The sequence below is a fragment of the Blautia sp. AM28-27 genome, from assembly GCF_003480905.1.
GTDB lineage: Bacteria > Bacillota > Clostridia > Lachnospirales > Lachnospiraceae > Fusicatenibacter > Fusicatenibacter saccharivorans.
This window is the reverse complement of sequence record NZ_QUJK01000001.1, coordinates 464,792-489,907: the sequence shown is the minus strand read 5'-3', so window position 1 is coordinate 489,907 and position 25,116 is coordinate 464,792. Positions and strand designations below refer to the sequence as shown.

The 25,116-nt window shown below is 47.8% G+C and carries 32 protein-coding genes and 1 pseudogene; 2 read left to right on the top strand and 31 right to left on the bottom strand.

Features of this window, described 5'->3' with window-relative positions; genetic code table 11:
- Positions 1–295: 295 nt before the first annotated feature.
- The 3 genes from DW743_RS02435 to DW743_RS02420 all read right to left on the bottom strand — a co-directional run bounded on the left by DW743_RS02435 (position 296) and on the right by DW743_RS02420 (position 2,585).
- Positions 296–511, bottom strand: a complete 216-nt coding sequence (locus tag DW743_RS02435) for a hypothetical protein (protein WP_022462490.1) — start codon at positions 509–511, stop codon at positions 296–298.
- 270 nt (positions 512–781) lie between these two features.
- Positions 782–1,150: a hypothetical protein gene (locus tag DW743_RS18295; RefSeq protein WP_226906283.1), complete on the bottom strand. Its 369-nt coding sequence runs from the start codon at positions 1,148–1,150 to the stop codon at positions 782–784.
- 133 nt (positions 1,151–1,283) lie between these two features.
- Positions 1,284–2,585: an MFS transporter gene (locus DW743_RS02420; RefSeq protein WP_117760423.1), complete on the bottom strand. Its 1,302-nt coding sequence runs from the start codon at positions 2,583–2,585 to the stop codon at positions 1,284–1,286.
- Positions 2,586–3,215: 630 nt separating this feature from the next.
- Between DW743_RS02420 and DW743_RS02415 the strand changes: the two genes are divergently transcribed.
- On the top strand, positions 3,216–4,052 hold the full coding sequence (locus DW743_RS02415; protein ID WP_416388102.1) for a 4Fe-4S binding protein: 837 nt from the start codon (positions 3,216–3,218) through the stop codon (positions 4,050–4,052).
- Positions 4,053–4,101: 49 nt separating this feature from the next.
- On the opposite strand, the gene DW743_RS18200 is transcribed toward DW743_RS02415, so the two are convergent.
- The 10 genes from DW743_RS18200 to DW743_RS02365 form a co-directional block, all read right to left on the bottom strand.
- Positions 4,102–4,263: a hypothetical protein gene (locus DW743_RS18200; protein ID WP_158568531.1), complete on the bottom strand. Its 162-nt coding sequence runs from the start codon at positions 4,261–4,263 to the stop codon at positions 4,102–4,104.
- A 172-nt stretch (positions 4,264–4,435) separates the two neighbouring features.
- Positions 4,436–5,470, bottom strand: coding sequence for an alcohol dehydrogenase (locus tag DW743_RS02410; protein ID WP_117760425.1), 1,035 nt, complete (start codon positions 5,468–5,470; stop codon positions 4,436–4,438).
- 4 nt (positions 5,471–5,474) lie between these two features.
- Positions 5,475–6,125, bottom strand: a complete 651-nt coding sequence (locus tag DW743_RS02405) for a vWA domain-containing protein (RefSeq protein ID WP_117760426.1) — start codon at positions 6,123–6,125, stop codon at positions 5,475–5,477.
- A gap of 189 nt (positions 6,126–6,314) precedes the next feature.
- Positions 6,315–7,331: an O-acetyl-ADP-ribose deacetylase gene (locus DW743_RS02400; RefSeq protein ID WP_117760427.1), complete on the bottom strand. Its 1,017-nt coding sequence runs from the start codon at positions 7,329–7,331 to the stop codon at positions 6,315–6,317.
- Between the two features lie 467 nt (positions 7,332–7,798).
- Positions 7,799–7,963 (bottom strand): oxidoreductase Fe-dependent alcohol dehydrogenase family, encoded by a 165-nt coding sequence (locus DW743_RS18705; protein WP_022462483.1) that lies wholly within the window; start codon positions 7,961–7,963, stop codon positions 7,799–7,801.
- A gap of 138 nt (positions 7,964–8,101) precedes the next feature.
- Positions 8,102–9,445, bottom strand: a complete 1,344-nt coding sequence (locus DW743_RS02390) for an MATE family efflux transporter (RefSeq protein WP_117760428.1) — start codon at positions 9,443–9,445, stop codon at positions 8,102–8,104.
- Between the two features lie 20 nt (positions 9,446–9,465).
- Positions 9,466–9,660, bottom strand: a complete 195-nt coding sequence (locus DW743_RS02385) for a DUF4224 domain-containing protein (protein WP_022462481.1) — start codon at positions 9,658–9,660, stop codon at positions 9,466–9,468.
- A gap of 113 nt (positions 9,661–9,773) precedes the next feature.
- Complete coding sequence (locus DW743_RS02380; RefSeq protein ID WP_022462480.1) at positions 9,774–10,664, bottom strand: LysR family transcriptional regulator; 891 nt, start codon at positions 10,662–10,664, stop codon at positions 9,774–9,776.
- Between the two features lie 302 nt (positions 10,665–10,966).
- Positions 10,967–11,884, bottom strand: a complete 918-nt coding sequence (locus DW743_RS02375; protein ID WP_117760429.1) for a radical SAM mobile pair protein B — start codon at positions 11,882–11,884, stop codon at positions 10,967–10,969.
- Between the two features lie 254 nt (positions 11,885–12,138).
- On the bottom strand, positions 12,139–12,642 hold the full coding sequence (locus DW743_RS02365) for a flavin reductase family protein (RefSeq protein ID WP_055218318.1): 504 nt from the start codon (positions 12,640–12,642) through the stop codon (positions 12,139–12,141).
- A gap of 154 nt (positions 12,643–12,796) precedes the next feature.
- On the opposite strand from DW743_RS02365, the gene DW743_RS02360 reads away from it, so the two are divergent.
- Positions 12,797–13,150, top strand: a complete 354-nt coding sequence (locus tag DW743_RS02360) for a winged helix-turn-helix transcriptional regulator (protein ID WP_055218319.1) — start codon at positions 12,797–12,799, stop codon at positions 13,148–13,150.
- 82 nt (positions 13,151–13,232) lie between these two features.
- Here DW743_RS02360 and DW743_RS02355 read toward each other — a convergent pair whose 3' ends face one another.
- The 18 genes and pseudogenes from DW743_RS02355 to DW743_RS02270 form a co-directional block, all read right to left on the bottom strand.
- Entirely contained in the window at positions 13,233–13,796 is a 564-nt protein-coding gene (locus tag DW743_RS02355; RefSeq protein WP_055218321.1) for a DNA-3-methyladenine glycosylase I, read from the bottom strand.
- A gap of 3 nt (positions 13,797–13,799) precedes the next feature.
- Positions 13,800–14,003, bottom strand: a pseudogene (locus DW743_RS19000) (TIGR04076 family protein); the annotation flags it as partial.
- Positions 14,004–14,177: 174 nt separating this feature from the next.
- Positions 14,178–15,104 (bottom strand): ketopantoate reductase family protein, encoded by a 927-nt coding sequence (locus tag DW743_RS02345; protein ID WP_117760430.1) that lies wholly within the window; start codon positions 15,102–15,104, stop codon positions 14,178–14,180.
- A complete protein-coding gene (locus DW743_RS02340) occupies positions 15,101–15,943 on the bottom strand; it encodes a class I SAM-dependent methyltransferase (protein ID WP_117760431.1) in 843 nt (280 codons plus the stop codon). Before DW743_RS02340 ends, DW743_RS02345 begins: the two co-directional genes overlap by 4 nt.
- 11 nt (positions 15,944–15,954) lie before the next feature.
- Positions 15,955–16,728, bottom strand: coding sequence for an alpha/beta fold hydrolase (locus DW743_RS02335; RefSeq protein ID WP_055267099.1), 774 nt, complete (start codon positions 16,726–16,728; stop codon positions 15,955–15,957).
- A gap of 10 nt (positions 16,729–16,738) precedes the next feature.
- On the bottom strand, positions 16,739–17,233 hold the full coding sequence (locus DW743_RS02330) for a hypothetical protein (RefSeq protein WP_117760432.1): 495 nt from the start codon (positions 17,231–17,233) through the stop codon (positions 16,739–16,741).
- Positions 17,233–17,934, bottom strand: a complete 702-nt coding sequence (locus DW743_RS02325) for an L-2-amino-thiazoline-4-carboxylic acid hydrolase (protein ID WP_055267104.1) — start codon at positions 17,932–17,934, stop codon at positions 17,233–17,235. The genes DW743_RS02330 and DW743_RS02325 overlap by 1 nt, the downstream gene beginning before the upstream one ends.
- The gene (locus DW743_RS02320; RefSeq protein WP_117760433.1) at positions 17,931–18,794 is read right to left on the bottom strand and encodes an MBL fold metallo-hydrolase; all 864 of its coding nucleotides are present in this window, start codon (positions 18,792–18,794) and stop codon (positions 17,931–17,933) included. The genes DW743_RS02325 and DW743_RS02320 overlap by 4 nt, the downstream gene beginning before the upstream one ends.
- A gap of 9 nt (positions 18,795–18,803) precedes the next feature.
- Entirely contained in the window at positions 18,804–19,412 is a 609-nt protein-coding gene (locus DW743_RS02315; RefSeq protein WP_117760434.1) for a class I SAM-dependent methyltransferase, read from the bottom strand.
- 1 nt (position 19,413) lies between these two features.
- Positions 19,414–20,028 carry a class I SAM-dependent methyltransferase gene (locus DW743_RS02310; protein ID WP_117760435.1) on the bottom strand — a complete coding sequence of 205 codons (615 nt, stop codon included), beginning with the start codon at positions 20,026–20,028 and terminating at the stop codon, positions 19,414–19,416.
- Between the two features lie 361 nt (positions 20,029–20,389).
- Positions 20,390–21,019, bottom strand: coding sequence for a flavodoxin family protein (locus tag DW743_RS02305; RefSeq protein ID WP_117760436.1), 630 nt, complete (start codon positions 21,017–21,019; stop codon positions 20,390–20,392).
- Entirely contained in the window at positions 21,016–21,744 is a 729-nt protein-coding gene (locus DW743_RS02300) for a prolyl oligopeptidase family serine peptidase (protein ID WP_117760437.1), read from the bottom strand. Before DW743_RS02300 ends, DW743_RS02305 begins: the two co-directional genes overlap by 4 nt.
- A gap of 134 nt (positions 21,745–21,878) precedes the next feature.
- Positions 21,879–21,983: a flavodoxin family protein gene (locus DW743_RS18060; RefSeq protein WP_117760438.1), complete on the bottom strand. Its 105-nt coding sequence runs from the start codon at positions 21,981–21,983 to the stop codon at positions 21,879–21,881.
- Between the two features lie 14 nt (positions 21,984–21,997).
- Positions 21,998–22,852 carry an aldo/keto reductase gene (locus DW743_RS02290; RefSeq protein ID WP_055267130.1) on the bottom strand — a complete coding sequence of 285 codons (855 nt, stop codon included), beginning with the start codon at positions 22,850–22,852 and terminating at the stop codon, positions 21,998–22,000.
- Between the two features lie 223 nt (positions 22,853–23,075).
- Complete coding sequence (locus DW743_RS02285) at positions 23,076–23,789, bottom strand: RibD family protein (RefSeq protein WP_243004527.1); 714 nt, start codon at positions 23,787–23,789, stop codon at positions 23,076–23,078.
- A 1-nt stretch (position 23,790) separates the two neighbouring features.
- The gene (locus DW743_RS02280) at positions 23,791–24,114 is read right to left on the bottom strand and encodes a carboxymuconolactone decarboxylase family protein (protein WP_008397039.1); all 324 of its coding nucleotides are present in this window, start codon (positions 24,112–24,114) and stop codon (positions 23,791–23,793) included.
- A gap of 25 nt (positions 24,115–24,139) precedes the next feature.
- A complete protein-coding gene (locus DW743_RS02275) occupies positions 24,140–24,535 on the bottom strand; it encodes a cupin domain-containing protein (RefSeq protein ID WP_117760440.1) in 396 nt (131 codons plus the stop codon).
- Positions 24,536–24,548: 13 nt separating this feature from the next.
- Complete coding sequence (locus DW743_RS02270) at positions 24,549–25,106, bottom strand: flavin reductase family protein (RefSeq protein ID WP_117760441.1); 558 nt, start codon at positions 25,104–25,106, stop codon at positions 24,549–24,551.
- Positions 25,107–25,116: the final 10 nt, after the last annotated feature.

Genomic DNA, 25,116 nt, shown 5'->3' with positions numbered 1-25,116 from the left:
TTCCGTTTGCTATACTGAATTTTAGACACAGAAAATCCTTATCTACGAATTTTACATTCAGAAAGCCAGGCTTCCTATGAATCATGAAAATCATCCCGGTCATCCATATCTTTATTCTTTTCTTCTTGTTTTCGGTCTGACGCTGATCTGCGCTCTGCTTGCGGGATCTTCGTATTGATCGGAGCGTGAAAAACAGGAAGCTGCCGAACAGCGCAGAATCCAGGAGCTGCATAATGAATTTCTGACTCAGAAAGATTAAACACATGTTAAACATACGTGAAACGCCCTTTACCGGCTACGCCTTCAGCAACACCTTCTGCCCGCAGACCGGGATTTCCTCGAGATACTTAAAATACCACTTCTTCCTCCGCGCCGAATACCGCACCACCACCGGAATCCAGCAATTTTCCACTTTCAGATACACATACTGCCCGGAAGCCACTTCCACCTCGCCGTTCTGCTGCTCTACAAATGCACGGTTTTTCTTTATTTTTACAATGCCTTTCGTCATAATGATCATCCTTTCTGAACGGGTTTGAAAAGATACTCTACCTGTATTGTATGCAGAGGGGATAGGAAATTTCCACTTTTCAGGGGCAAAAAAACAGGACACGGGATTCCCCCATTGTCCTGTTCTCCTTTTATCACACACCTGCTTACCCCTCAGCATCGTTCTGCTGCCAAACTTTATCGCTCGAATCAGAACAGCTGCCCCAGCAGTTTCAGCTTTTCCTTTTTGGGGAATGCGGCTTCAAATTTTTCAAAAGCTTCCGGGTTCTTGTCACAGATAAAACTCCAACGCCAGCTGCATGGCCGTTTCATCAGAATCCGCCAGCTTACGAAAAATCACCGCCATATATTTCAATGGTCCGCCCGCCAGATAATCATGATGAAGCTGCGCAAGTTTTGAATCGCGGTATTGTTCCAGCGTCAGCATTTTGCGAAAATTGGCAGAGAATGTTTCTTTCGTCCAATGCTCAAACTGCGCCATGCTGTAATCATGAATCTGTGCAATCGGGGTCTGCAGATAGAAGTGTAATGGGGTCTGGTACCAATGTGCAGCTCCTCGGTGTCCAGAAACGCATCCTTGTGATCGACTCTTCCGGCTTTCCGGATCTGGCCTGTCTGTGCTTTTTTCAGGCAGCCACATTCCCGGCAGCCCGACTCACTGATTATCGTAACACGTAACCTCTCTTTGTGAAACCCCGGAGTCAAAAACAAAAAATCTCAAAACCAGTTGCTCTTGTTCTCCTGGTTTTGAGATTTTTTATGCTGTGTATCTTTTATTTTTCACCCGCCATCGGCTGATGGTCTGCAATTTTCAGAAAAACAAATCCAAGCGCAAAGAAAACCGCCAGACATGCAACCGCTACGTTGATCGTTCCTCCCGCCAGCTTTACAACTGCAATGACTACAGATCCAAGGAAGGAAGCGCCCTTGGCAAAAATATCGTAGATGCCAAAATATTCTCCCGAATTCTCCGCCGGAATAATTTTGGAATAATACGACCGCGACAACGACTGAATTGATCCCTGAAAGCATCCCACTCCAAATGCCAGAATCGCAAAGTGCACCAGCGTCCGCAGTGTCAGCGCATAGAGGCAGATGACAAAATAGCCTGCGATACAGATCAGAATCAGGGATACCGTGTCTTTTTTCCGCGACAATTTTGCAAAAAACAGAGATCCTCCAAAAGCGACAACCTGCGTGGCAAGCAGGAAAACAACCTGTCCGACCGTATTCAGATTCAGATCGGTTCCGATGTTGATGCAGTTGTCAATGATAGTTCCAACCCCATCAATATAGAGAAAGAATCCAATCAGAAAGAAAAATACTTTCCGGTCCGAAACTGCGATTTTTTTCAGGGTTCTGAATATTTTTCCAAATGTCTGACCGACGGTAACCGTTCTCATTTCCACGTAATTCTTCTGCCGATACTCCTTCAGCAACGGCAGCGTCACCACCAGCCACCAGAGAGCCGTCACGCAAAAGCCAATCATCTTAGAGACAAAATCCGGCAGCACCCCGACCATATCCGGCCCCAACACGTAAGCAATCAGTGCTACAAGAAACGGAATGCAGGATCCCAGGTATCCCCACGCATAGCCATAGGAGGATACCTCATCCATACGTTCCTCCGTCGTCACGTCATTCAGCATGGAATCGTAAATCGTCAGCGATGCATTATAGCAGACTCTTGTCACAATATAAATGACCAGAAACAGCACCCAGCTCGTCGCAACGCCATTCAGCACACATCCTGTGATGCCAAGACCTGCCGTTGTGGTAAAAAAGATCTTTTTCTTATCCTTACGATCCGCCAGCACACCGCAGACAGGACCGATCAGTGCCACCACCACCGTAACAATTGAAATGGCAATCGAATAATACGCCGTCGCCTGATCCGAACTGATTTTTCCCGGCCCTGTACCGATTGCCAGACTCTTAAACCAGATCGGAATCAGCGAACAGGCAAGCATAATAAATGCCGAATTTCCCACATCATATAAAACCCATGCAAACTCCTGCTCCGTCAGATTTCGAAACACTTTTGTCCGATGAAGAGCCCGAAACAGACCACTCATACTACAATCCCCACTTTCTTTTATTTTGTCATGCAGTATCAGTGTAGCATAGATTTCTTGATATTCAAAGTATTTTTTGTATGAAAGTAGGCAAAATCATTTGCGAAACGCCAGTTTTCCAATCCTTCCATGATCCGCCGGAAATTTCACAGCAGATCATTTCGATTTCTCAGATTAATGCCGGTGTCTGCGCCAAAACGGAAAGAATCGCAATCACCGCAAAAATCACAGCAGCTGCCACTGCAGCAATCATAATTTTTCTTTTCATAGCATACCTGCTTTCTCTATCATGTTTGCGGAATATTTTGTTTTCGTAATCATATCTTTTTTCCTAAAGACATTATACCCTATGCATAGGAATACATCAAACTTTTCCAGTCCAGGCCATTTCCAGACAGCTTTTAAAAACAGTCTGGCATGACTCCAAACGATTACAGGCGCAGGCGGTCATAACCGTCTGCGCCTGTAATCGTTTCACTTTTTTTTGCAGATGTTTTATAAGAATCTGATTCCTATTTTTTTATTTCTCTGCTATACTTATGCTAAGATACCAGACACGCTCTTGCACCTGCCTGGCAGTCCGTGCATTGAGAAAAAATAAGAAAGCAGAGGATCAAAGAGATGACGAAAATTCCAAACAGACTTCACAAATACGTGCCATCTATGCTGCTGTTTCTGCTGTTTGAAGCAGTGGCAGTTACGCTGTGGCTCACAAAGGACAATTTTTTCTATCTGCTGAATTTCAGCTACATCGGAGCCTGCCTTGGGCTTGGAACAGCACTATTTACCGCCGGAAAACGGTATGCTCGGCATTTCGTCCAGTTGGCGGTGGGCAGCTATATGTTGCTGTACCTTGGCGTGATTTCCCGTGAAAATATGCAGATTGAAGGGTTCTGGTACTACCTGTTTCTCGGCGTTTTCGAAGCAGCAACTATCCACTACGCGGTTGCAAAAATTTTCGGACCGTTGCTTTTTGGGCGTGGCTGGTGCGGTTACGCCTGCTGGACAGCTATGGTGCTGGACTTTCTGCCCTACAATCAGCCGCAGAAGCCACGAAAAGAAAAGCTGGGCTTCCTTCGCTATGTGATGTTTCTTCTGTCTCTGGCGTTGGTGTCCGGGCTGTTTCTGATGCAGGTGGCACATCTGGAGCAAATCATGTTCTGGCTTTTCCTGGCCGGAAATGCGCTTTATTACCTTGTCGGTATTGTGTTCGCCTTCCTGTTTCAAGATAACCGGGCATTCTGCAAGTACCTGTGTCCCATTACGGTTTTTCTCAAACCTATGAGCTATTTCTCTCTTCTGCGCGTCCACTGCGATGAGGATAAGTGCGTCCATTGCGGGAAGTGTCTGCAGGTCTGCCCCATGAACGTGGAGGTTAATAAGGAAACCCGTAAGCGGAAAAACGGAACAGAGTGTATTCTCTGCTATGAATGCACGAAAGTTTGTCCCTCAAAAGCACTGCATTAACCGTTTTCCTCTTCCGTAAATTTATTCCTCGCTTCAGCCGTCAGATCATTTAGTTCAGAGAAAACAGCGTGGCAATTAATTCCTTCTCTTCCTCTTCGGTCGGCAGATCTGCCATATCCATCCATCGTTCATATTCTCCGGCAAATCCTCCGGCAGCCATTGCCTCCATGCGAAAAGACGATACAGCCAGAAGTACGGATTGTCGCCACATCCGGACCCAGCGGATTCATAAAACCGATCCCTTAATTACCTATACATAATTTTACCTGATTTTTCATGAATCGTATATACTAATGGTTGGAAATCCCCCTGTTATAACAAAATTCCAATCATTATCATACCATATATAGTACATTAATGATTGGAATTATCTATATCTTCTTTTAGCATTCTACTGCTACCTTAATTACACCGTCCCGCTTACCTTCAAAGAGTTCATAGGCTTCCTCTATCCTTTCTAAGGAATAGGTATGGGTGATAAGCGGCTCTGTGTTCAGTTTTCCCTCTGCAATCAACCGTAATGTTTCTTCACAGTCACAGCCATCCACTCCTCCGGTTTTAAAGGTAAGATTTTTTCCATACATATCCGGAAGCGGCAGGATCTGTGCCTGATCATAAAGAGCAACCACCGTCACCAGACCATTGGGTCTCGCGCATTCCCAGGCCAGACGGAAGGTAGCTTCCGCCCCCGCAACCTCCAGCACAACGTCAGCTCCCCCATGATCGCTGTTTGCCCGTACAAACGCTTCACACTTCTCCGGAGAAACCAACAAAATCTCCGGATAATGCTGTCGGATAAACTGCAGACGATTTTTATCCTTTTCACACACAATAATCCGTCTTGGTTTTTTCAGCATTACCGAAAGCAGGGTACAGATACCGGTGGGGCCGGCTCCGATGATCAGCACCGTGTCCTGCTCTGAGATCTCTGAAATACGCGCTGCCCAGTAACCGGTAGCCAGAACATCGCCCACCAGCAATGCCTGTCGATCCGTAACGCCATCCGGAATCTTATTCAGTCCCTGATCTGCAAAGGGTACACGCACATATTCCGCCTGGCCGCCATCGATCCGGCAGCCCAGCGCCCAACCGCCATTTTCATCTGTACAGTTATTCACATACCCTTTCTTGCAGAAAAAGCATTCACCGCAGAAGGTCTCCACGTTTACTGTCACCCGGTCTCCTGGTTTTACCTTGGTAACTGCCTTTCCAACCTCTTCCACAATCCCCACCATCTCATGGCCAACCGTGATCCCGGGTACTGCCCGCGGAACGCTGCCATGCTTGATATGCAGATCGCTGGAGCAAATGCTGGCGAGTGTCACTTTGACAATAGCATCCCGCTCCTGCATCAGGGTCGGTTTTGGCTTCTCTCTTAATTCGAATTTTCCTTTTGAAACGTAGGTATACGCCTGCATATTTCTATTTTCCTCCACGTTTTTTATAATCCTCATCTATACGTTTTTTCCAGTCTGCGTTCAACGGGGCACTGCACCGGACAGAGCTGATTGCTTCGCTGACCACCTCATAATTCAACGCAGTTCCTTCGCTGTCGCACTGATAGTTGACTGCACGGTCTGCACCGATTCCGAACTGGCTTGCGGTCTCTACCGCGTCAATATTAGCACCGAGGAACAAAAACTCCCAACCGTATTTCGCTTTCTGCCGCTCGATCATCTGCCTCACTTTTTCGCTGTTGTACCTGCGGCTGGCATTTTCCATTCCGTCCGTAGTGATTACGAACATGGTGTGTTCCGGTATATCCTCCGGTCTTGCATACTTATGAACATTTCCAATGTGATGAATCGCACCGCCGATGGCATCTAAGAGCGCTGTGCATCCGCGAACTGTATAATCCCGGTCGGTCATCGGTCGGATTTTCTTTACATCTACACGGTCGTGCAGGACTTCACTCACATTGTCAAACAGTACCGTTGAAATCAGTGCTTCGCCCTCTGTTTTTTTCTGCTGCTCAATCATAGAATTGAATCCGCCGATGGTATCCCGTTCCAGTCCGTTCATAGAACCGCTGCGGTCTAAGATAAAAACGATCTCTGTTAAATTCTTTCTCATATGCTTGTCCTCCTCCAAAAAGATCTCGCCCTTGCGGGCTCGCTGTCGCGGTATTCGCCAAGGTTTCGAGCAAGCTCGAACTTTGGCTCATTACACGCGCATATGGCTGCTCGGTTTTGTACCTTACAGTCATAGTATAGCGATTTTCTTTTGTGGAGTGGTCGCATGGAAAGCGACATTTCTTTGTTCTTATGCTCCGATCAGACTCTGGTCAAAGGCAAACAGTGCCTCGTTAATTTCATACACATTATAGTTTCCCCGTTCGACAAAATATTCTACAATGATGTCAAATTTACTTGAATGGGACAATGTGAATCCTGCCTTGCCGAGCATCTCCTGCATCTGGGCAAGCGGCAGCTCCAAAGCGAGGGCAAATGCCAGCACCGTAGGTTTGGATGGCTTATAGAATCTATCCGAACGGATTTTTGAGAAGAGCTTTCTGTCAATATTTGCTTTCTTGTAGCACTGTGCATCCGTCATACCGCTTTCCTCAATCTTTCGAAGCAGCATTTCTGAAAAGCTCTCATCCATCTGTCCCAGCGCCTCTTCCAGAGACTGACTGCTGCAGGATTTACAGATTGCTTCGGGCGGCAGCGGGACAGATGCAGCTTCAAAGCAGGATTCCTCTTGCCATGCTTCGGAACACCGACTCTGTTCTGCCCGCCTGTCGGTATGTTCTTCCACATACCGGTCATCTATGTACACTGCGATGTCATCAAACAGCTTTCCGCTAATCTGATATGTCTTTCGGTCAAAAATAACGATATAGACCATCATCTCGTTTTCCAGCAGAAATTCGCTGATGGTATCGACTGCAACCTTCAGAGCCTGGTCTTTTGGATAGCCGTAAACACCGGAGGAAATCAGCGGAAAGGCTACAGACTGACAGCCATTTTCTTTCGCCAGATTCAAAGATGTCCGATAACAGGATTCCAGAAGCTCCTGCTCCCGATGCCTGCCATCCCTCCAGCGCGGACCGACTGCATGGATCACATATTTGCAGGGCAGACGGTATCCCTTTGTAATTTTTGCACTGCCGGTTTCGCAGCCATGCAGCGTACGGCATTCTGCAAGCAGTTCCGGTCCGGCCGCACGATGAATGCAGCCGTCCACACCGCCGCCACCCAAAAGGGACGTGTTGGCCGCATTGACAATCGCATCAACACTCATTTTTGTAATATCGTTTCTGATAAGCTGCAACGGCATGAAGCATACCTCCCATTCGTCCAGCAGTTGAAAATCAACATTAGTAAATAGAATATCCCATAACATAAGCTTCTTTAAAAACACTTTGATTCTTGACTCCAGGAACTTTATCGAGATATTCCATGTCATTACTTGCAATCTTAACTCTTTTTAAGTTAAGATGCAATATTTGAGTTAAAAGTAGTTGAAAATCAACATTATTAAAAATCATTTTCGAAAAAAGTCCGATGTAGCATGAGCATTACACCCACACTGCACCGGACATTCCACATCATCAACTGCTCTGTCTATTTTCTTCTTCCTGCTCATGCAGCTGCTCTTTTTTCTACTCGTCCCCTTTCAGGATTTCTTTGCCACAATGTCAAGTGATGAATTAAAAAAAGACAAGCAACATCAAAGAAAAATTTCTTTCACAGCACTTGCCTTTTTCTATTATATTATCGTTATAAAAGCTCCTACTTGAATGCTTACAAACTGTTCTTCAAAATCTCCAATACCTCATCATGATTCAACACCTTATATCCACCTTCCATGATGATGGTTCCATTTGCAATACCATGCAACATTTCTTCTGTTGCCCCCAACTCATGGAGATTCATTGTAAGTCCCAGTTCTTTCATCCAAACTTCCATACAGGAAAGCCCTTCTCTGGCAACCTGTTCATCAGCTTTTCCAGCAGGATTGACCTCCCACACATTCACAGCAAAACGGCAAAACTTGCTAAGACCATAAGGCATAATATACCGATATTGAACTTATTATAAATGAATCTATATCACCTGAAATGTTTTCCATTTTCCGGACTTCTGCCTCCAGAAGAAAATGACCGCCCGAATGCTCCAGTCACAAACCATTGCAATAGCAATCCCGATCACGCCCATTTTCAAAACAATTCCCAAGAGCCATGATAAAAGCAGACGCACCGCTATCGTGGAGATAACCGAAACATACATGGTAAATTTCACATCACCCGCTGCCCGCAGCCCATTACTAAGCGCACCGGAAAAGGGATATGCTGCTGCATTAAACACGTTATGGATTAAAACCAGCCAGATTACAAGCCGTTTGGTCTCCGGCTGCAAAGCATAAAATTTCATAAAGAATGGAGTCAGAAGAAAAATCAAAAGATTCCATGCCGATGAAATCAGCAATGTGATTCTTGTCAATCTCTTAAAATAATGCTCCGCAGCATCTGCATCCCCATTTCCCATACACTGTCCAATGACCGTTATAAATACGGGACCCATAGCGACTCCCGCCAGCGCAGCCAATGACCAGATACTTTGTGCAACACCATTTGCAGCAATCTGATATGTTCCAAAAAGTGCAACGATACCGCTTAATGCTACTTTGACTAACTGGAATATACCGTTTTCCATCCCATTTGGAATAGCGATTTTTAGAATTTGTTTCATGAAATCCACATTCCACCGGAAAATCCACTTGCAGCGATAGAACACTTCATTTTTTCTCTGAAAACAAAGTACTGTAATCATCACGGCTGAAAATGTCCGAGCGATCAGTGAAGGGTATGCAACACCTGCAACACCTGCACGCAAAACAAGTACACCAATGAAATTTCCAATAACATTGATGATATTGGAAATTACCGACAAATACATGGTCACACTGGTTTTTCCAATACTGCGAAAAAGGGCAGCGCCAGCATTGTAAACCGCCAATGCCGGATAGGAATATGCAGAAATCCTAAGGTATGTAATACAAGAGTGCATCACAGAATCTTCCACTTTACCGAACATCAGACGAAGCATCCCTTCATTTCCAATTAGAACCATCACTACGATCAGTATGGAAAAAATCGCAGAAAATGAAAGAAGCTGACTGGCGGATTCTCCAGCGTCATCATTTTTCTTTCTACCAATATACTGGCTGATCACAACCGCCCCTCCAGATGCCAATGCTGTAAACAGATAAATAAAAATAGTATTGAACTGATTTACCAGTGAAACACCGGATACTGCCGCTTCTCCTGCGTAGCTGACCACCAGTGTGTCCGCCATCCCTACAAGCATTATCAGCAGCTGCTCTAAAAACAGGGGAATAATCATAGCCATCAACTTCTCGTTTGAAAACAGAGTTGTTTGCTGATTCACGCCTTTTCCTCCTCTTATTGTTATTTTTTTGTTTTACAGATCATATAATCGATTGCATCAAGTGACTGCTGCTTTTCATGTACCTCATCAAGCAATTTGTACCGATATTTTCGCAACATCCTTATCTGCATTTCTTGATCTTCGCATCCTGAAATTTTTGCGATTTCTTCTTTGCTTAATCCGGCGTTTATACGGGAATCATAATCCGGTTTCATGAAATGGCACTCCCTCCTCAATAAAAAATATAGGTACAGAAATTAAAGCTGTTTGCTTTATCTCTACACCTATATTATAATTTTCTAATTGAATTATATCAAATACTTAGTTTTTATGGTTTGTCCATGCCTAAAAAGCATTGAATATGTTTGATGAATTTTGTGGTTGCTAAGCTAAACGGCTGACCACGTTTCCATGCTAATACACTTGTTGCTGTAAGTGGCGGATCAAGCGGTCTGAATGTAACCTTTGATTGATTCCAGAACGGTACAGCCCCTTCAATCACCAATGAATATGCCAAGCCTCCATTCACCATAATTGCGCTGTTCGTACTTAAATTGCTGGTAAAAACAATATCCAGTTTCTCATAGTAGTTGCCAAACCAACTTGCCAACTCACTCTGCACATTCATACGCCTAGGAAGAATCAAAGGCAGTACAGACAAATCTTTTGCGCTTACCGTTTCTTTCTTGGAGAGTGGATCATCCGATTTCATCAGAACCACCCATTTTTCCCTTATATTCAAGCGAATAAATTCATATTTTTCCATATCAACCGGCTCAAGAAGCAAACCAATATCCAGTAGTCCCTTCTCCATTTGTTCCTTTACCAAATCTGCTGTGGCTGTAAAAATGTCAAAAGTAACACGGGGATATTTCCGACGAAAGGACTCAATTATTTTAGGAAGAAGTTGTACAGCAGCAATTTCTCCACACCCAATGGAAATTTTACCTTCCACCTGTTCCTCTTGCTCCACTAATTCTTTTTCTGTCTTATCTACAAGCTGCAAAATTTCTTCCGCACGACGGCGAAGAAGTATTCCTTCATTTGTCAATTTGATTTTCCGTGTCCCTCTATCAAACAGCTTTACACCAATATCTTCCTCCATCTGTGCAAGCTGACGTGAAAGTGTCGGCTGCGTGATATGTAAAACTTCTGAGGCTTTTGTGATACTTTCTTCCCTTACTACAGTCAGAAAATATCGAAGAACTCTAATTTCCACGAAAAATACCTCCCAAATTCATCATGCTTAATAAGTATATTTTAACGTATCTATACTCGAAAGGCAATAAAAAACATCTGCTCATCGTATGCTTACCGGTAATATAATTTTATGTAAAACTTGATAAACACCTATCATTTAATCGTTCTGTCTACATTGTAGAGCGGGGAAAATCGAAAAACAATGGACGGAGTACAAGTCCTTCCAAGAGGGATAAGAAAACTTCTGAATGGGTAAACAGTGCTAAAAAAGGTTCTGACATTGAAGCACAGCTCCATGTCAGAACCCATTTATTTCACAAATTATTTTTTGGGGTTGCGTCGTCCGCTGTTTTCCGAGCCACGCACTTCCTCATGGTAAAAGTAATCCACAATGACCGGGTGCCCAGGCTCTGCCCGGCCGTAGGGCAGCTCGTTGTCCACGAAGGGACAGCTGTTTTCTTTCGCCAGCCGTTCCGCTTGATCCTCCAAACCACGGAAGTAGCTTCTGTCTCTCTTGTTGTAGATAGCGTCGTACAGCGGAACCAAGTCAGGATGTTTTTTACGTATATAGTCAAGGATGTCTTTTTTGAATCCGCCTCGCAGGTTTAGATTTTCTAACCATATCAGGTCGCATTGATTTCTGACCTGATGGAAGATAGCCTCAAAATCCGTGATACCCGGAAAGACAGGGGCAATAAAGCAGACGGTGCGAATGCCCGCATCATAGATCTGCTTCATGGCATCCAGCCGTCGCTTGATGCTGACGGCATTGTCCATATCATTTTTAAAGCCTTCGTCCAATGTATTGATCGACCAAGAGACCGTGACCTTTCCCAATTTTTTCAGAAGGTCGATGTCACGGATTACCAAATCCGACTTGGTACAGATGAGAATTTCTGCCTCACTGCCCCGGAGCTGTTCAAGAAGCTTTCGGGTGTTCTGAAACTGAGCCTCCTGGGGCAGATATCCATCGGTCACTGAACCGATGACTACGCGCTGCCCTTTGTATTTTTGCGGATTTTTGATTGCTGGCCAATGTTTCACATCCAGGAATGTCCCCCACGGTTCGGTGTGCCCGGTAAATCGCTTCATAAACGAGGCGTAGCAGTATTTGCAGCCATGGGTACAGCCCACATAAGGATTGACGGAATAGCCTCCCACCGGCAGGGCGGATTTTGTCATAATATTTTTGGTTTCTACATCCTGAATCAGAATGCTGCTCTCTTTTACTTCTGTCATGTCTTCTGTTCCTCCAATACCCGGTAAAAAGCCAGGGGAAATTCTTGTACCATCTGTGCCTCGCCCATGATAGGAAGCAGATCTTCCTTCATAAATACAGGGATGCCAAGCGAATGGGCCTGATGTGTCATGTTCCACACCCATTCCGGTTTCGATACGGCTTTGCCCTTCCTATGTCCGGTCTCAGTCCCAATGACGATCCACTCAATTTAATACAAACAGCCACCGCTGATGCCTCCTTACCGTTTTAAGATTTAGCCTTCTGCCGCAGGTGCAACTTTCCCGAAGCCGTTCCAGGCATACAGGCCCTTCTTGTCCTCATCGCCCAGGAACTTGTCCACCTGACAGATGTGCAGGATATGGTCGCCCACCTCCACCGACTGCTGCAAGATAGCCACCATCGCCAGCCGGGTGTCCGCCGGAATCTGGATATCGCTACCCTCCACAGCCATCATCTCGATGTTGTTGGCGGCCACCTTGTCGGTCTCGGCACCGGTAGATGCTCCGCAGGCCATTACTGCGCCTGCCAGACTCTCACCGGGAACAGTGACAATGACTTTGCCGGTCTCACGCACACGCTTGCCGGTGTGGGACTGTTTGCCAGTGGCGAAGCCCACCATAGGCGGATTGAAGGAGAGGTAAGACACAAAGCAAATGGGAGCCAGGTTCGTAGAACCATCCTCCTTTTTAGAGCAGATCAGTGTCAGCGGATTGGGGGAGGTCAGAACAGTAGCCTCCATAATGTTCAGTTCTTTCATAAAATTCAGACCTTTCTAAGAGATTTCAGTCGTTGACTGTATGGCCAACCAGTGATATATTTATTATATCTGATAGTAATTTTTGTTCAAGTACGCAAATTATTTATACCTGGTATCAAAAAATATACTGCAAAAGACGAGGAACGATCCAATTATGACTTATGAAGAATTCAAAGAAAAGGTTGGCAGTGTCATTCTAACCGGCGAGGGAAACTGCCCGGTCACGCCGGTGGTTCAAATGCTGCAGGGCAAATGGAAACTCCAAATTCTCTATGAACTGTGCATCAAGTGTCCTATGCGGTTTGGGGAACTGAAAAAGATGCTAAAGCCAATTACAAATACGGCGCTGACAAATGCCCTCAAAGAGTTGGAAGCCGATGATTTGATACAGCGAATCCAATACAACGAGATGCCCTTGCGGGTGGAATATTTCCTTACTGAGAAAGGTCGTGACCTGCTGCCGGTCTTTTACGCCATTTCCCAATGGGGAATGAAATATATACCATGATTCTAACTATATTAATATCTGTATGATAATAGCCGGGAGGCATTGACAATTTGAGTCAACTTCCCGGCTTTTTATGCATTCTCTACTGCTGCAAAGGATTCAGGAAGCAACCTGATTCATGAGAGTTGATAACTCCCACCGCCTGCAAATAGGCATAGATGATTATGGTCCCAACAAACTTCATGCCCCGCTTTTTCAAATCTTTTGAGACGGCATCAGATAATGGTGAGCTAACCTTGTCTACTTCTTGGATGATTTTTTTCTCTGTCCAATGCCATAAGTATCGGTCAAAACTGCCCCACTCTTGCTGTATCTTTTGAAACACTTGTGCGTTGACCACTGCAGCTCGTATTTTCAGCCGGTTACGGATGATTCCAGAGTCAGCTTGCAGAGCCGTCAATTTTTCTTCGCTATAAGATGCCACTTTCCGTAAATCAAACCCGTCAAAAGCACGGCGAAACGCTTCCCGTTTATTTAAGACACATTCCCAGGTGAGACCTGCCTGAAAATTCTCCAAAATCAACATTTCAAACAGCATATGGTCATCGTGGACCGGTCTGCCCCATTCCTCGTCATGGTATCGCAGATAAGTGGTATTAGTTGGGCTCACCCAATGGCATCGAATCTTTCCGTCTGCCCATTGCATTTCTTACTCCGCCTCCAAGAGAAAAATAACAGGTCGGATGCCGTCTGGACATGCAAACACACCAATCGTATCATCATTGAGCCAAGTGCCAGACGGCTGAACCAGTTCCCCCAAGGATAACTGACGCACCATGGGAGCAATCACCTGCCAAGCAACGCCACACATCCCATCCGGCGGATTGATGCCATCGCTGTACAGCACTTGACCTTTCTGATGAAAAGGACGTTAGTGAGCAAGATAAATCGCCGGACATCCCACACGCAGTTTTAAATCTTTGTATGGCTTTTGCAGTGTCTGCATCATAGCACAGCACCGCGATCAGCTGCTTTTGAAAGGAACCGGCAAACAACGCCCACATTCCAAAGGGCATTCCAGCGTATTTCATTGCAGATACCTCCCGGCTTCCGCTTCCAGTGCCTGCCATACTGGGTAGGCTGCGCCGTTCGCATCGAAAAATTTCTTGAGATCCCGGTTCAGCGCACTCATTTCATCGATGGCGTTCATTGCGTGGTCGGAGGCGCAGAGCTTGCCCAGCGAGGTGACACACATCAGCTTGAAAAAGCGCAGGCAGGTCTTGCGGTATTTCTCCCCTTCAAAGTCTGCATCCTCCTTGGGCAGAATGGTGTGCCCGGCATCTCGGATGGCGCGGTATCCCTCGATGTTGGCATCCAGCACACGGTTCAGGTACGCGGTATCTCCCCTGAGCTTTTTCAGGTCGCCGTCTGTCTTATAGCAGGCGAAGGCCGCAGGCATCACAAACGCGGCATGGCAGAGCAGATAGTCCTCCATGTTCGGCTCGTAAACAACCTTATATTTTGTGCCGTGGAAGATGCGCCCGATCAACTGTTTATTGGAGGTTGCACCCGTCAGCTGCCCGATGGTGATCTTCTTCAGGTCGATGGAGACCACTCGGTCAGCCTCCCGATGCCCGGCAGAAAGCGCAAAGGCAAACAGGACGTTCTTTTCCGGCAGTGCCGCCGCCAGCGCCCTCGCCTGCACATTGTTCCCCACAAAAACGATGTTCTTCGTCCGATTCGCCCGCAGCGTGTCCAGAGCGGAATCCAGCTGTGTATAGCGCAGGACCACAAAGATCACATCGTACATTGCATCCGGTGCAAGTTCAGTCACCACCGGAATGCGGCTGACCGAGGTGCGGAGCGAAAATTTGTCCTTGATCCGCAGGCCGTTCTGCTTGATCTCCGCAGCCCAGTTTCCCCGCGCAAACAGAGTGACATCCTTTCCGGTGCGCAGCAGATTTCTTGCCAGATTGCACCCCAGAACGCCTGCACCATATACCAGAATTTTCATAGCTTGCCTCCAAATCCGATCTTCACGATCTGCATTTTCATCCCGTTGTCCCCGACCTTGGCGAGAAATCGGAAAAAGCCGCTGACGGAAGAGTCTTTCAGGTCGTTGTAGCCCATCATATAGCCCCTGCTGGATACCCGTAACCGGCTGTCCCACTCGCCAATCTCCTTGGGAGCATCCGAAACCGCGAAATATGCCCCTACATCCTTGATTTTTGCCGTTCTGAGCCATGTTTTTGCGATCATCTTCACCGCCGTACGGTTGGCAGCATCAAAGACCAGCACTCCGCCGGGGAAAGCGTCCGCCATCCCCTGCACCAGTTCCCGAACCTGCTCCGTCAGGAAGTAATAGAACACCCCGGAGGCAAAGAACATCGCCCCGCCGGAGACATCGATCTTGTCAAACCATGCGGGATCTTTCAGGTCACAGGGGATGTTTTGCTCCCGCTCCCCAGCGGGCAGCAGCTGCTGCCGCAGGGCAATCACATCCGGGAAATCCAGATTGTAGATCTTGTATCTGCCATTGTCGCAGGCTCTACCGGTGTTATCCAGCCCGCAGCCCAGATTGACCACTGCCGCGCAGGGGTGATTTTTCAGGTACGCCTGCACTTCAAAGGCAAGGTCATTCTGCCGCATGGCGACCTCCAGCGCACCGAAACGCTGCATCAGGCTGCGGGAATTTTTCTCTGCCTCTGAAAAGTCGTAGTCGATCTGGTCGATCAGACGCACCGCCGTTTCGTCCCGGTAAAGGTTCGGATACAACTCCGTACACAGCTTCCGTGAATACAGCGGGAGGATCAACGTCTCCTGCACGGTGTTTTTCTCGATTTTGTATTTCATATCGGGTCCTCTCACTTTCTGATAAACGGCAGCTTCGGCATACCGTCCTGTTCAGCGATAAATGCCAGCATCTCAGCAAAGCCCTTCGGATCACGAATCTGATATTGCATGTGATCGTATCCCTCAAATACGGGATAATTGCCGCAGGGATAGGCTTCTATCACCGCTTGACGGTATTTGAAATGATCTTCTATGCTGCCAAACTCGAAATAGAGATGCTTTTGCAGTTCTTCGGAAAGTGCTGGAAAGGGTTTATCCTCCAGGCTGTCCAGAATCTGTCGCCGCAAATTTGTGTAGGTCAGATTTTTCCCAGCGTCTATAAAATACGACTTTATGGAATCGTCGTCACACCACAGTATCTTTTTCAGCGTACCGCCCTTCGACCAATATAGGCTCTTGATGGCAAAATACAGAAACGGCGTCATGATACGGCGCGTGCCCTTTCCGATTTGGGCGAACTGCCCGCCGTCAAAGAAAGCGTGCTCCACAGGCAGCTTCGTCTGCGTCAGAAACGCCATGGCAAGGTCTGCACCGATGGAAGAAGCGACCACCATCGCCAGCCGCTCCACGCCCTGTCGATGCAGAAAGTCCTCCACCTGCCGTATTTCGTCCTGCTTGCTGACATATTTCTGCCCCTCGCAGTAAACGGTGGAGGTGGGCAAGATGCAGAAATATCGATCCTGCAAATACCTCGCAATCGGTTCGCTGCTCGCTCCTGTCACACCCATTGCATGAAAGAACAGCACGGCAGGATTCCTCCTGTCGCCATATGTTTGAAGCAGCATTTCTATCACCTCATATTTTCATAAAAAGCATCATAATCGCCGCCAGTGCTGCCGAAATGACCGCCATACCAATTGTGCCGAACAGCCACTTTTTGCCCTTATCCTTGGCTGTAATGTAGGGTTTCAGGTCTTCCGTTCCCGGAATTTCCCATGCGTTCGTATGTCCTACCCAATAGCCGTCAACCCAAAATCGGTCTATGAGATTCATAACGGACAGTATGACCAGCAGCTGCCAGAAGCCCTGAACGAAGCCCTTTGCGCCGTTGAGCGCATAGACGCAGACCAGCACATAGGCGATGTATCCGGGGACGCAGACAGCTTTGAAAACCAAAGCATTTCGCTTGATTTTCGCGTGTGTTGTAAGTCCCAGCGTTACGCACCGCTCCTGCACCTCCTGGCTGTAAAGATGCACCATGCCCACCGCGCCCTTGCAGATACCGATGGCGCAAACCAAAATGAGCAGAACGCCCAGCCCGATGCCTTCCAAAATCACCTGTAAAAGCATTACCGATTCCTCCTGAATCCCGCCTCATCCCGGTATTCGGGATGTCCCTTCAAGTACGGGTCTTTATCGCCGCAGATGGTGTAGTCGCATCGGCAGCCGTCCACGCAGGTGGTCGTTCGCACCAGCTTGGCATGGAGCAGTTCCATGGACGCATAGTCCACATTGCACAGGGCGGGCATGATGTCCGTAAGACCGTGCCGGATGGCGAACTCCGCCGCCGGACACGACGTAAACTCATAATAAATAGGCTTGCCGTTTTCGTAAGGCGCAACCGACATCTCGTAATCGTGCCATTTGTCGCAGCCGCTTTTCGCACGAACAAACGCCCTGTACATCAGCTTCCTCCAGAACGGCTTGTTGCAGTCCACGAATTTCAGCTTGCGGAAGGTCGGCAGGATCAGATTTTCCTCCATCTCTTCAATTTCACGGAACGAAGTAATTGCTTTGCAGACCACATAATAGCTCATGATGGCGATGCAGTCGTAGGTGCCGCCTACGCCGTTGTGAAAATTCTTTTTACCGCCGAGGTCGGTGCGCCACTTGGAAAGAAGCTCTGCGTATCTCAGCTGCACCTGCTCCCAGACCGCCTCGCGCTCCACCTCCGGATAGTGCAGAGTGATTTTCGCCAGAATTTCCTTTTTGCAGGGTTTGGAATATAGCACATGGCAGCTACGGTCAATTTGTAATTCGCTGTCCCTCATCTTCCCACGCCTTTCAGAAAACCGCTCTTTGCATTTTCTTCGGTGTCGTCCGATTCGTCGTAGGCATCATAGGGTGCCGATGGGTCATGTACTCGTTTTTTGAATGGTGAACAGTGCTTGTCTTTGTGGGCAAACGCAAAGGCAAAATTGTCCGTCCATCCCGTGTGACCGGTGATGAAATATGGATGCAGCCCACGTGCGCGCAGTTTCCGCTCCAGCTCCGCCAGTGACTGCACAGCCAGCTTATTGTCCTCCGCCAGCGAGGAAATGAAGCTGTAGCCGCCGTCCGCGCCAAACCACAGCGTGTCGCCGGTAAAAAGGTACTTATCGTCAATGAGGCAGACCATATGTCCCCATGTATGACCAGGAACCAGAAAACACTCGATCCTGACGCCGTCAATATCAAAGACCTCTCCATCGTGAAGCAGCTGCTTTTCGTTGTAGATGGTCACTTGCGGCAGCTTATAGAGATGATAAATAACCTTGCGGCGTGTTTCTCCGATCAGATACCGGTTCTCGATCTCGCCGATGTACAGATTCGCATTCCGGAACAGCCCCGGACTGTCTGCTTCCACCGCACCCACATGGTCGGTGTCCTGATGGGTGATAAGGATATGGTGTATCGACTTCGGATCAATCCCAAGCCAGCTCATTTTTTCGGCAAGGCGGTCGTAGTTATATCCCGCATCGACCATAATGGTCGTATCGCCTTTGTGGTAGAAGAAGATGTTCGCCACCCATTCGCGCACGCAGGCAACATTCTCGTCGATCCAGCCGGTGTTCAAAGGCTTGAAGATTTCCTTGCCCCGGTACATCCAGCTCATTGCTTTTCTTTGAAATTCCGTTGCCTTTTTCGACATGATCGCACCTCATTTCTGTGCTGTGACACACAGCCAGCCCTTTTTATTTTTGTGACTCTGAACCCTGCCAAAGCCTGCTTGCTCCAGATACACTTTCAGATCAGCATCCGTATAGATGGTCATACCGTTAATGATTTGCGTCCATTTGTCGTCTTTTGCTGTTTCACCGTTTGCTTCGTTACAGATGAAAAAAGTCCCGCCGGGCTTCAGCACCCGATAGACCTCTCTGAAATTCTGCGCAAGTTCCGGCCAGAAATAGACCGTTTCAAATGCGGTCACTACATCAAACTGCTCCGCTTCAAACGGCAACTCTGCTACACTTGCCTGCTGCACAGTACACTGCCCTGCTGCAATGGCACCTGCATTGACCTTTCGCGCTTTTTCTACACTGACTGCTGAATAGTCGATGCCCTGCACCTTGCCCTTGGGACACAGCTTCAGCAGCGTTTTGATGTTCGCTCCACCGCCGCAGCCGCAGTCCAGCACCATGGCATCCGGGGCAGGCTGCAAAAAATGCAATCCCCACGCTGCCATTGCGCTGTGCCCAAAGTTCATCATAGCAACCATGATCTTTCCGCTAAAGCCTACGGGCTTGCGGGTGTTTTCAAAGAAGGACATATCACACCTCCGATTTCACACATTCCGTATAGGTCAGCGGAAAAGAGGCCTTTAGAACAACACTTTTTCGCACTGTCCAATCATTCTGTTGCAGAAATTTTAGGTATTCTTCACTCGTCCACTTGCTGTGGAGAGGAAAGCCTGCCAGATTCATGAAAAAGGCTTTGACCTTGCCGGGAAATGAGTTTTCTGCGTGCGTAAAGGTAGGCGCGATCAGCACACCGTCATCCTTCAGCACCCGTTTGATCTCTCGCAGTGATTTTTCTGGCTGAGGCACAATGTGCAGTGCGTTTGATACGATTACCACATCGAATGATTTGCTCGCGTATGGCAGAGAAAACATATCCTGCACGGAAAAACGCAGCTTCGCAGAGTAATTCCCCCGTTTGGCCTCTGTAATCATTTCCGGAGAGGCATCCGTCGCCTCGATGTGTGCCGCTGCTTTTACGATGTGCTTGGCGATCAGTCCCGTTCCGGTAGCCACCTCCAGCACTGTTTTGTCTTTCACGACCGGACGGATCAGCTCATACATTTTCTCGTATACTGCCCTGTCTTTTCGCATAAAGCAGTCATACAGACCTGCATTTCTGTCCCAGAAATTCTTGTGTTCTCGCATTGCTGTCTCTCCTTTTATGGTTAGATTTATCTAACCAGTACGTGCACATTGACAAGTTAGGTTCTGCTAACTCATGTATTTAGGAAAAGCCGCATTTCTGCGGCCTTTCGGCTTATACAAATAGCTTGCTGCAAGCATCACACATCTGTATTTTCAGCCACTGAGGATAACGCCTCTCGATCTACTCCTTATGGAAACAGCCAAAATCTATTTTCACACCATTGCGGTGACTTTTGCCTTCTTATCCATATTATATCATGCTCACTTCTTTTTTGCAAGGACGGTCATGCCAAGATCCACGATGATTTTTCCAATCGTTTTGCTTTGCATTGGGGTTGACCTCCTATCCTTTATTGGTTCCTTATCGAATGAAATTTGTCATTTCCCACGGTTCTTCCGGGGGCAGAGGCACCAGCTTGCTGCCTACCTCTTTGCACTTGAGAAAATAAGCCATATTATGGCCCAGTGTTCGAAGAGTCGCAAGGCCCTCATGGTCCTGCATTACTTCCTGCGGTGTTGTTCCATGCACCATGTTCCAATAACGAGACGTAATAATAGGCATCTGCATCAGACCAAAATACTTGTTCAGCTGATCCCATGTAGCCGTCGTTCCGGCTCGTCTAGCCGACATAATCGCCGCTGCAGGTTTCAAATAGAATCGTCTGCCGCCTCCGTTCAAATCAGCATAAAAAGCACGGTCCAGAAAAGAAGTGATTGCACCGGCAGCTCCTGCCCAGTGGACCGGCGTTCCGAACACAAAGCCATCATAATCCTCTGCCAATGACAAAAAATCGTTTATCGTATCCTCAAACACGCAGCGATTGCGGTCATTGCACTTGTGACAGGCGATACAGCCGGAAATCGGCTTATTGCCAATCCAGAACGTATCGGTATCAATCCCGTTCTGATTGAGCGCCTCCGACACCGCACACAGTGCTGTATAGGTGCAGCCTTCCCGGTGAGGGCTGCCATTTACAAGCAATACCTTCATGATTCATTCTCCTCCTTGGTGTGAGACAAGACCCAGTTTAAAACATTATCTTCCCCAAAAACCACATTGCCGCCGCCATGATAATTGCTGGTAACGCCCCGCTGAGCGAACCATTCGTCATTTGGTGTCTGGATCTGAAGAACATTGCTGATCTGCTCCTCGCTCCATCCAGCTTCCTCATAGGCATCATGGAGACTGTTGTAAGCACTCCATGCCCGCTGGGAACCATAATACTCATCATGTTCTGCCATAAAAATATAGACAGCCGTGCCATTTTCCGCAATGGGCGCATAGTCCCCATCCCACTGAGATGCTCCGTGGAGATAGGCTGCATAGAGGTCCGGGCACATAGATACTGCCTGAGACATGGTTTCCCCGCCAGCGGAATAGCCCGCAGCATACACCCGAGACACATCCACAGAAAAGTTAGCAAGGAAATATTCCGTCAGCTCAATGGCCTGCCGAGCCGACGTATCATGCCAATCCGTCAGCTGAGCAGACACAACGATCATATCCTCCTGAAGCTGCGTCCAGCATAGGAACCCATCCCAGTCCAGGTTCGAACCGGAAGATTCTCCTCCAAACCACATCATGTCATAGCCCGGCATGACCATCATCAGCGGGTATTTCTTTTGCGTATCGTAATCCTCCGGAAGATAATAGCTATAATGGATCGTCCCCGTTTCGCCCTCCAGAATCTGTTCTGCAATAATCCCTGTTTTCATGGACGATTTTTCCTCGCCAGAGGAGATGGCACTGGCTGCATCAGTCTCCGGTTTTATTGTTTCCGATAGCTCAGAGGATACTGTTTCTTCCAGATGCACTTCAGCTGAAGGGAAAGCCGTACATCCGGTACTGTCTAAATTTCAGCCAAATCTGCCTTTATGTACTCCGCCATCTGGTGTGCGATTTCTCTGGTATTCCCATTGGAGACAGAGTAGTAAACAACCAGTATCCTGCTCATTGGGCTTTCCCCCTTTATACGATTCGCGTTTTGCCCATATTGGTGAGCATTTCCACTGTGGAAGGATCGTAATGGTCAAAGAACAGACTCTTTCCTTCATCCAGAGTGCGGATGGCCTCCATATCTGCTTCACTCAGGGAGAAGTCAAATACATCCAGGTTCTGTTCCATCCGCTCTTTGTGAGTGGATTTTGGGATCACGACTACATCGGACTGGATCAGAAACCGCAGGGCAGTCTGTGCAGCCGTTTTTCCGTACTTTTCGCCAATTTCAACTAGTACAGGGTTGGTAAAACAGTTTTTCTTCCCTTCGGCAAAGGGGCCCCATGCCTCGTGCTGCACACCGTACTTTTTCATGTATTCGTGCGCAGTTCGCTGTTGCTGAAACACATGGGTTTCCACCTGATTGACCATGGGTGCAATTTCTGCGAACTGACACAGATCGATCAGTCGGTCCGGGTAGAAGTTGGACACGCCAATAGCCCGCAGCTTTCCCTCTTTGTATGCTTCCTCCATGGCTCGGTATGCGCCGTAATAATCTCCAAAGGGCTGATGGATCAGCATCAGGTCAAGGTAGTCGGTTTTCAGCTTGTGCAGGGATTTGTCGATGGATGCCTTTGCCTTTTCATAACTGGCATTGGACATCCAGATCTTGCTGGTGAGGAACAATTCCTCTCTGGGTACGCCACATTTCTGGATAGCATTGCCTACCGCTTCCTCGTTTCCGTAGGACTGAGCGGTATCAATCGCGCGATACCCCACTGAGATTGCATCCAGTACACAGCGCTCGCATTCTTCGTTCGAGACTTGGAAAACGCCGTATCCCAGTTTTGGCATTTTAACGTTGTTATTCAATAATACATATTCCATCATGGATAACTTCCTTTCTGTGGTTTCACAACACCTCTCCAGGCATTGCCTGGATAATCTTTTGTTTCTGATTTTATTGTAAAGGTTTCTGTAAGGTTACAGAAGTCTCGATTCGTTATAAAGTATTAACCTTTAGCTTTCCACTAATACGAAAACAAGGTACCTGTTGAAACAGATACCTTGCCTTGTAAAATCATTCTATTGATTAGACGAATATGCCCGTTTATGGCCGGGTGTAGCGCACCCATAACACATTCGGTACAACTGTCTGCACCTCTTTAAGATGAAATGCAGTCGGTGGCCAGGATGGCAGAAAATCAACTTGGGTAAAGGAACTGACACCGTTGCCGCCGTCGGCTACCGGGGCAATGACTAGACTCAACTCGTCCACCAAATTTTCAGCCAAAAACGATCCATTGACGATCCCGCCGCCCGCCAGCATCAGTTTGTTGATGCCAAACAGTCGATGCAGTTTCTCCAAAAGCAGAGTGCAGTTCAGTCGTTTCTCGCCGGCAAACAGATAGGAAACCCCTTGATTCTGTAAATAAGACAGGTATTCTGGAGCCACCTGCTCCGTCAGCGCCTCGATCACATGGGCGGCGGGGCGGCCCTTTTTTTCGATGGACAATCCGGAATAGGCCAGCTGACCCTGTGGGTCCACTGCAACAATGAAATTGCCCATGGCCTTGCCTGTCGGGTTTACCCAATCCGCTCGGGGCGGAGTGGACATCACAGTGGGTAGCTGCCCCACCTTTCCCTCGGCATATCCCCCCAGCATGGTAGTTGTGCCGTATAAGGTGGCCTGACATCCGTAAAAACTTCGCAGTTCCCCATAGGCTTTTATCGCCGGAACTGTTTCAGGCACACCGAAAAACGTACCGTCAATCTTTCCGTCCAGAGAAGTGAGCATATGGCACACAACAAAAGGGCGTTCCATCTTATTCCTCTCCATAGACATCTTTTGCCATCCGCAGAGCCGCCCACGCCTTTGGCCAGCCAGCATAGAAAGCAAGCTGGGTCAATGCCTCGCTCATCTCGGTGGCGGTTACACCGTTGGCCTTGGCCCGCTCAATATGATGAAGAAGGGATGTATCCAGAATTCCGCTGGCCATCAAGGCGGAGACGGTAATCAGGCTACGGTCACGGGGCGAGAGCTTATCCTCTCGCGACCAAACCTCTCCAAAGAGGACATCATCGTTTAATTCCGCAAATTTAGGGGCAAATTTGCTCATGGCATCTCTGCCTGCTGTTACTTTATCCATGATAATCCCATCCTTTCTATCGGATTTATTTTAATTTAGTATATTCTGCTTCATCTACCGGCTCCAGCCACTCGGCTTTGGAACCTGGAACGGAAATCGCTATATGGGCAAACCAACTGTCAGGAGCCGCCCCATGCCAGTGCTTTACCTCGGGCGGAATGTTAACCACATCTCCAGGGTTCAATTCCTGAGCGGATTTGCCCCACTCCTGATAATAACCCCGACCCGCCGTACAAAGAAGGCTCTGACCGCCGTTATGGTGGATGTGCCAGTTGTTCCGGCAACTGGGCTCAAAGGTCACGTTGGAAACAGACACGCCCATATCACTCAGGGGGCACAGATAACTGGCCCCGCTGAAATACTGCCCGGCCACCGTGTTGGGACTGCCCTGCGGGAACAGATTGTGAAATTCCTTATTCATATCATTCGCCCCCTTATTTCAACTTGCCGCCATCGCTGAACGCATTGCCCACACGCTCACCCAGCACATGGTACCCATTGTTGGCTGGCTCAAAAGAGATGGGCTGGAATTTGCTCATATCCAGCTTCCCATCGCTGTCCAGTACGCTTTCGTCAATGCTCACATTCACAATCTGACCGATGATGTTGCCGTCCTCGCTCACTTTCAGGAGTTTGCACTCCAGAGCTACCGGCAGCTCATCGATGAGGGGCGCATCCACCGATTCGCTCTTGGTGCAATGGAAGCCAGACTTCTCCATCTTTTTCGGCTCATTATTTGCGGACACCATGCCAACATAGTCCGCAGAAACCGCATGGGCAGCGTCAGCAAAACTGACGGTAAACGCTCCCTTTGCCTGGATATTCTTGGTGGTCTTATGATCAGCGCTCAGACACAGTACTACCTTGTCTGCATCGTACAGGCCGCCCCATGCGGCATTCATGGCATCAGGATTGCCGTTTTCATCATAGGTGCCGATCACAAGCACCGGCAGCGGATAAAACCAGGATTTTGTTCCAAAATTCTTACGCATTGCGAATCCC

Excerpts from the sequence above, each read along its gene's own strand:
- DW743_RS02435 (WP_022462490.1), bottom strand. The coding sequence starts at position 511 with ATGACGAAAGGCATTGTAAAAATAAAGAAAAACCGTGCATTTGTAGAG.
- DW743_RS18295 (WP_226906283.1), bottom strand. The coding sequence starts at position 1,150 with ATGTGGCTGCCTGAAAAAAGCACAGACAGGCCAGATCCGGAAAGCCGG.
- DW743_RS02420 (WP_117760423.1), bottom strand. The coding sequence starts at position 2,585 with ATGAGTGGTCTGTTTCGGGCTCTTCATCGGACAAAAGTGTTTCGAAAT.
- DW743_RS18200 (WP_158568531.1), bottom strand. The coding sequence starts at position 4,263 with ATGTGGCGACAATCCGTACTTCTGGCTGTATCGTCTTTTCGCATGGAG.
- DW743_RS02410 (WP_117760425.1), bottom strand. The coding sequence starts at position 5,470 with ATGCAGGCGTATACCTACGTTTCAAAAGGAAAATTCGAATTAAGAGAG.
- DW743_RS02405 (WP_117760426.1), bottom strand. The coding sequence starts at position 6,125 with ATGAGAAAGAATTTAACAGAGATCGTTTTTATCTTAGACCGCAGCGGT.
- DW743_RS02400 (WP_117760427.1), bottom strand. The coding sequence starts at position 7,331 with ATGCCGTTGCAGCTTATCAGAAACGATATTACAAAAATGAGTGTTGAT.
- DW743_RS18705 (WP_022462483.1), bottom strand. The coding sequence starts at position 7,963 with ATGGAAGTTTGGATGAAAGAACTGGGACTTACAATGAATCTCCATGAG.
- DW743_RS02385 (WP_022462481.1), bottom strand. The coding sequence starts at position 9,660 with ATGAAACCGGATTATGATTCCCGTATAAACGCCGGATTAAGCAAAGAA.
- DW743_RS02375 (WP_117760429.1), bottom strand. The coding sequence starts at position 11,884 with ATGACAGAAGTAAAAGAGAGCAGCATTCTGATTCAGGATGTAGAAACC.
- DW743_RS02365 (WP_055218318.1), bottom strand. The coding sequence starts at position 12,642 with ATGAAAGAACTGAACATTATGGAGGCTACTGTTCTGACCTCCCCCAAT.
- DW743_RS02360 (WP_055218319.1), top strand. The coding sequence starts at position 12,797 with ATGACTTATGAAGAATTCAAAGAAAAGGTTGGCAGTGTCATTCTAACC.
- DW743_RS02355 (WP_055218321.1), bottom strand. The coding sequence starts at position 13,796 with ATGCAATGGGCAGACGGAAAGATTCGATGCCATTGGGTGAGCCCAACT.
- DW743_RS02345 (WP_117760430.1), bottom strand. The coding sequence starts at position 15,104 with ATGAAAATTCTGGTATATGGTGCAGGCGTTCTGGGGTGCAATCTGGCA.
- DW743_RS02340 (WP_117760431.1), bottom strand. The coding sequence starts at position 15,943 with ATGAAATACAAAATCGAGAAAAACACCGTGCAGGAGACGTTGATCCTC.
- DW743_RS02335 (WP_055267099.1), bottom strand. The coding sequence starts at position 16,728 with ATGCTGCTTCAAACATATGGCGACAGGAGGAATCCTGCCGTGCTGTTC.
- DW743_RS02330 (WP_117760432.1), bottom strand. The coding sequence starts at position 17,233 with ATGCTTTTACAGGTGATTTTGGAAGGCATCGGGCTGGGCGTTCTGCTC.
- DW743_RS02325 (WP_055267104.1), bottom strand. The coding sequence starts at position 17,934 with ATGAGGGACAGCGAATTACAAATTGACCGTAGCTGCCATGTGCTATAT.
- DW743_RS02320 (WP_117760433.1), bottom strand. The coding sequence starts at position 18,794 with ATGTCGAAAAAGGCAACGGAATTTCAAAGAAAAGCAATGAGCTGGATG.
- DW743_RS02315 (WP_117760434.1), bottom strand. The coding sequence starts at position 19,412 with ATGTCCTTCTTTGAAAACACCCGCAAGCCCGTAGGCTTTAGCGGAAAG.
- DW743_RS02310 (WP_117760435.1), bottom strand. The coding sequence starts at position 20,028 with ATGCGAGAACACAAGAATTTCTGGGACAGAAATGCAGGTCTGTATGAC.
- DW743_RS02305 (WP_117760436.1), bottom strand. The coding sequence starts at position 21,019 with ATGAAGGTATTGCTTGTAAATGGCAGCCCTCACCGGGAAGGCTGCACC.
- DW743_RS02300 (WP_117760437.1), bottom strand. The coding sequence starts at position 21,744 with ATGAAAACAGGGATTATTGCAGAACAGATTCTGGAGGGCGAAACGGGG.
- DW743_RS18060 (WP_117760438.1), bottom strand. The coding sequence starts at position 21,983 with ATGAGCAGGATACTGGTTGTTTACTACTCTGTCTCCAATGGGAATACC.
- DW743_RS02290 (WP_055267130.1), bottom strand. The coding sequence starts at position 22,852 with ATGGAATATGTATTATTGAATAACAACGTTAAAATGCCAAAACTGGGA.
- DW743_RS02285 (WP_243004527.1), bottom strand. The coding sequence starts at position 23,789 with ATGGAACGCCCTTTTGTTGTGTGCCATATGCTCACTTCTCTGGACGGA.
- DW743_RS02280 (WP_008397039.1), bottom strand. The coding sequence starts at position 24,114 with ATGGATAAAGTAACAGCAGGCAGAGATGCCATGAGCAAATTTGCCCCT.
- DW743_RS02275 (WP_117760440.1), bottom strand. The coding sequence starts at position 24,535 with ATGAATAAGGAATTTCACAATCTGTTCCCGCAGGGCAGTCCCAACACG.
- DW743_RS02270 (WP_117760441.1), bottom strand. The coding sequence starts at position 25,106 with ATGCGTAAGAATTTTGGAACAAAATCCTGGTTTTATCCGCTGCCGGTG.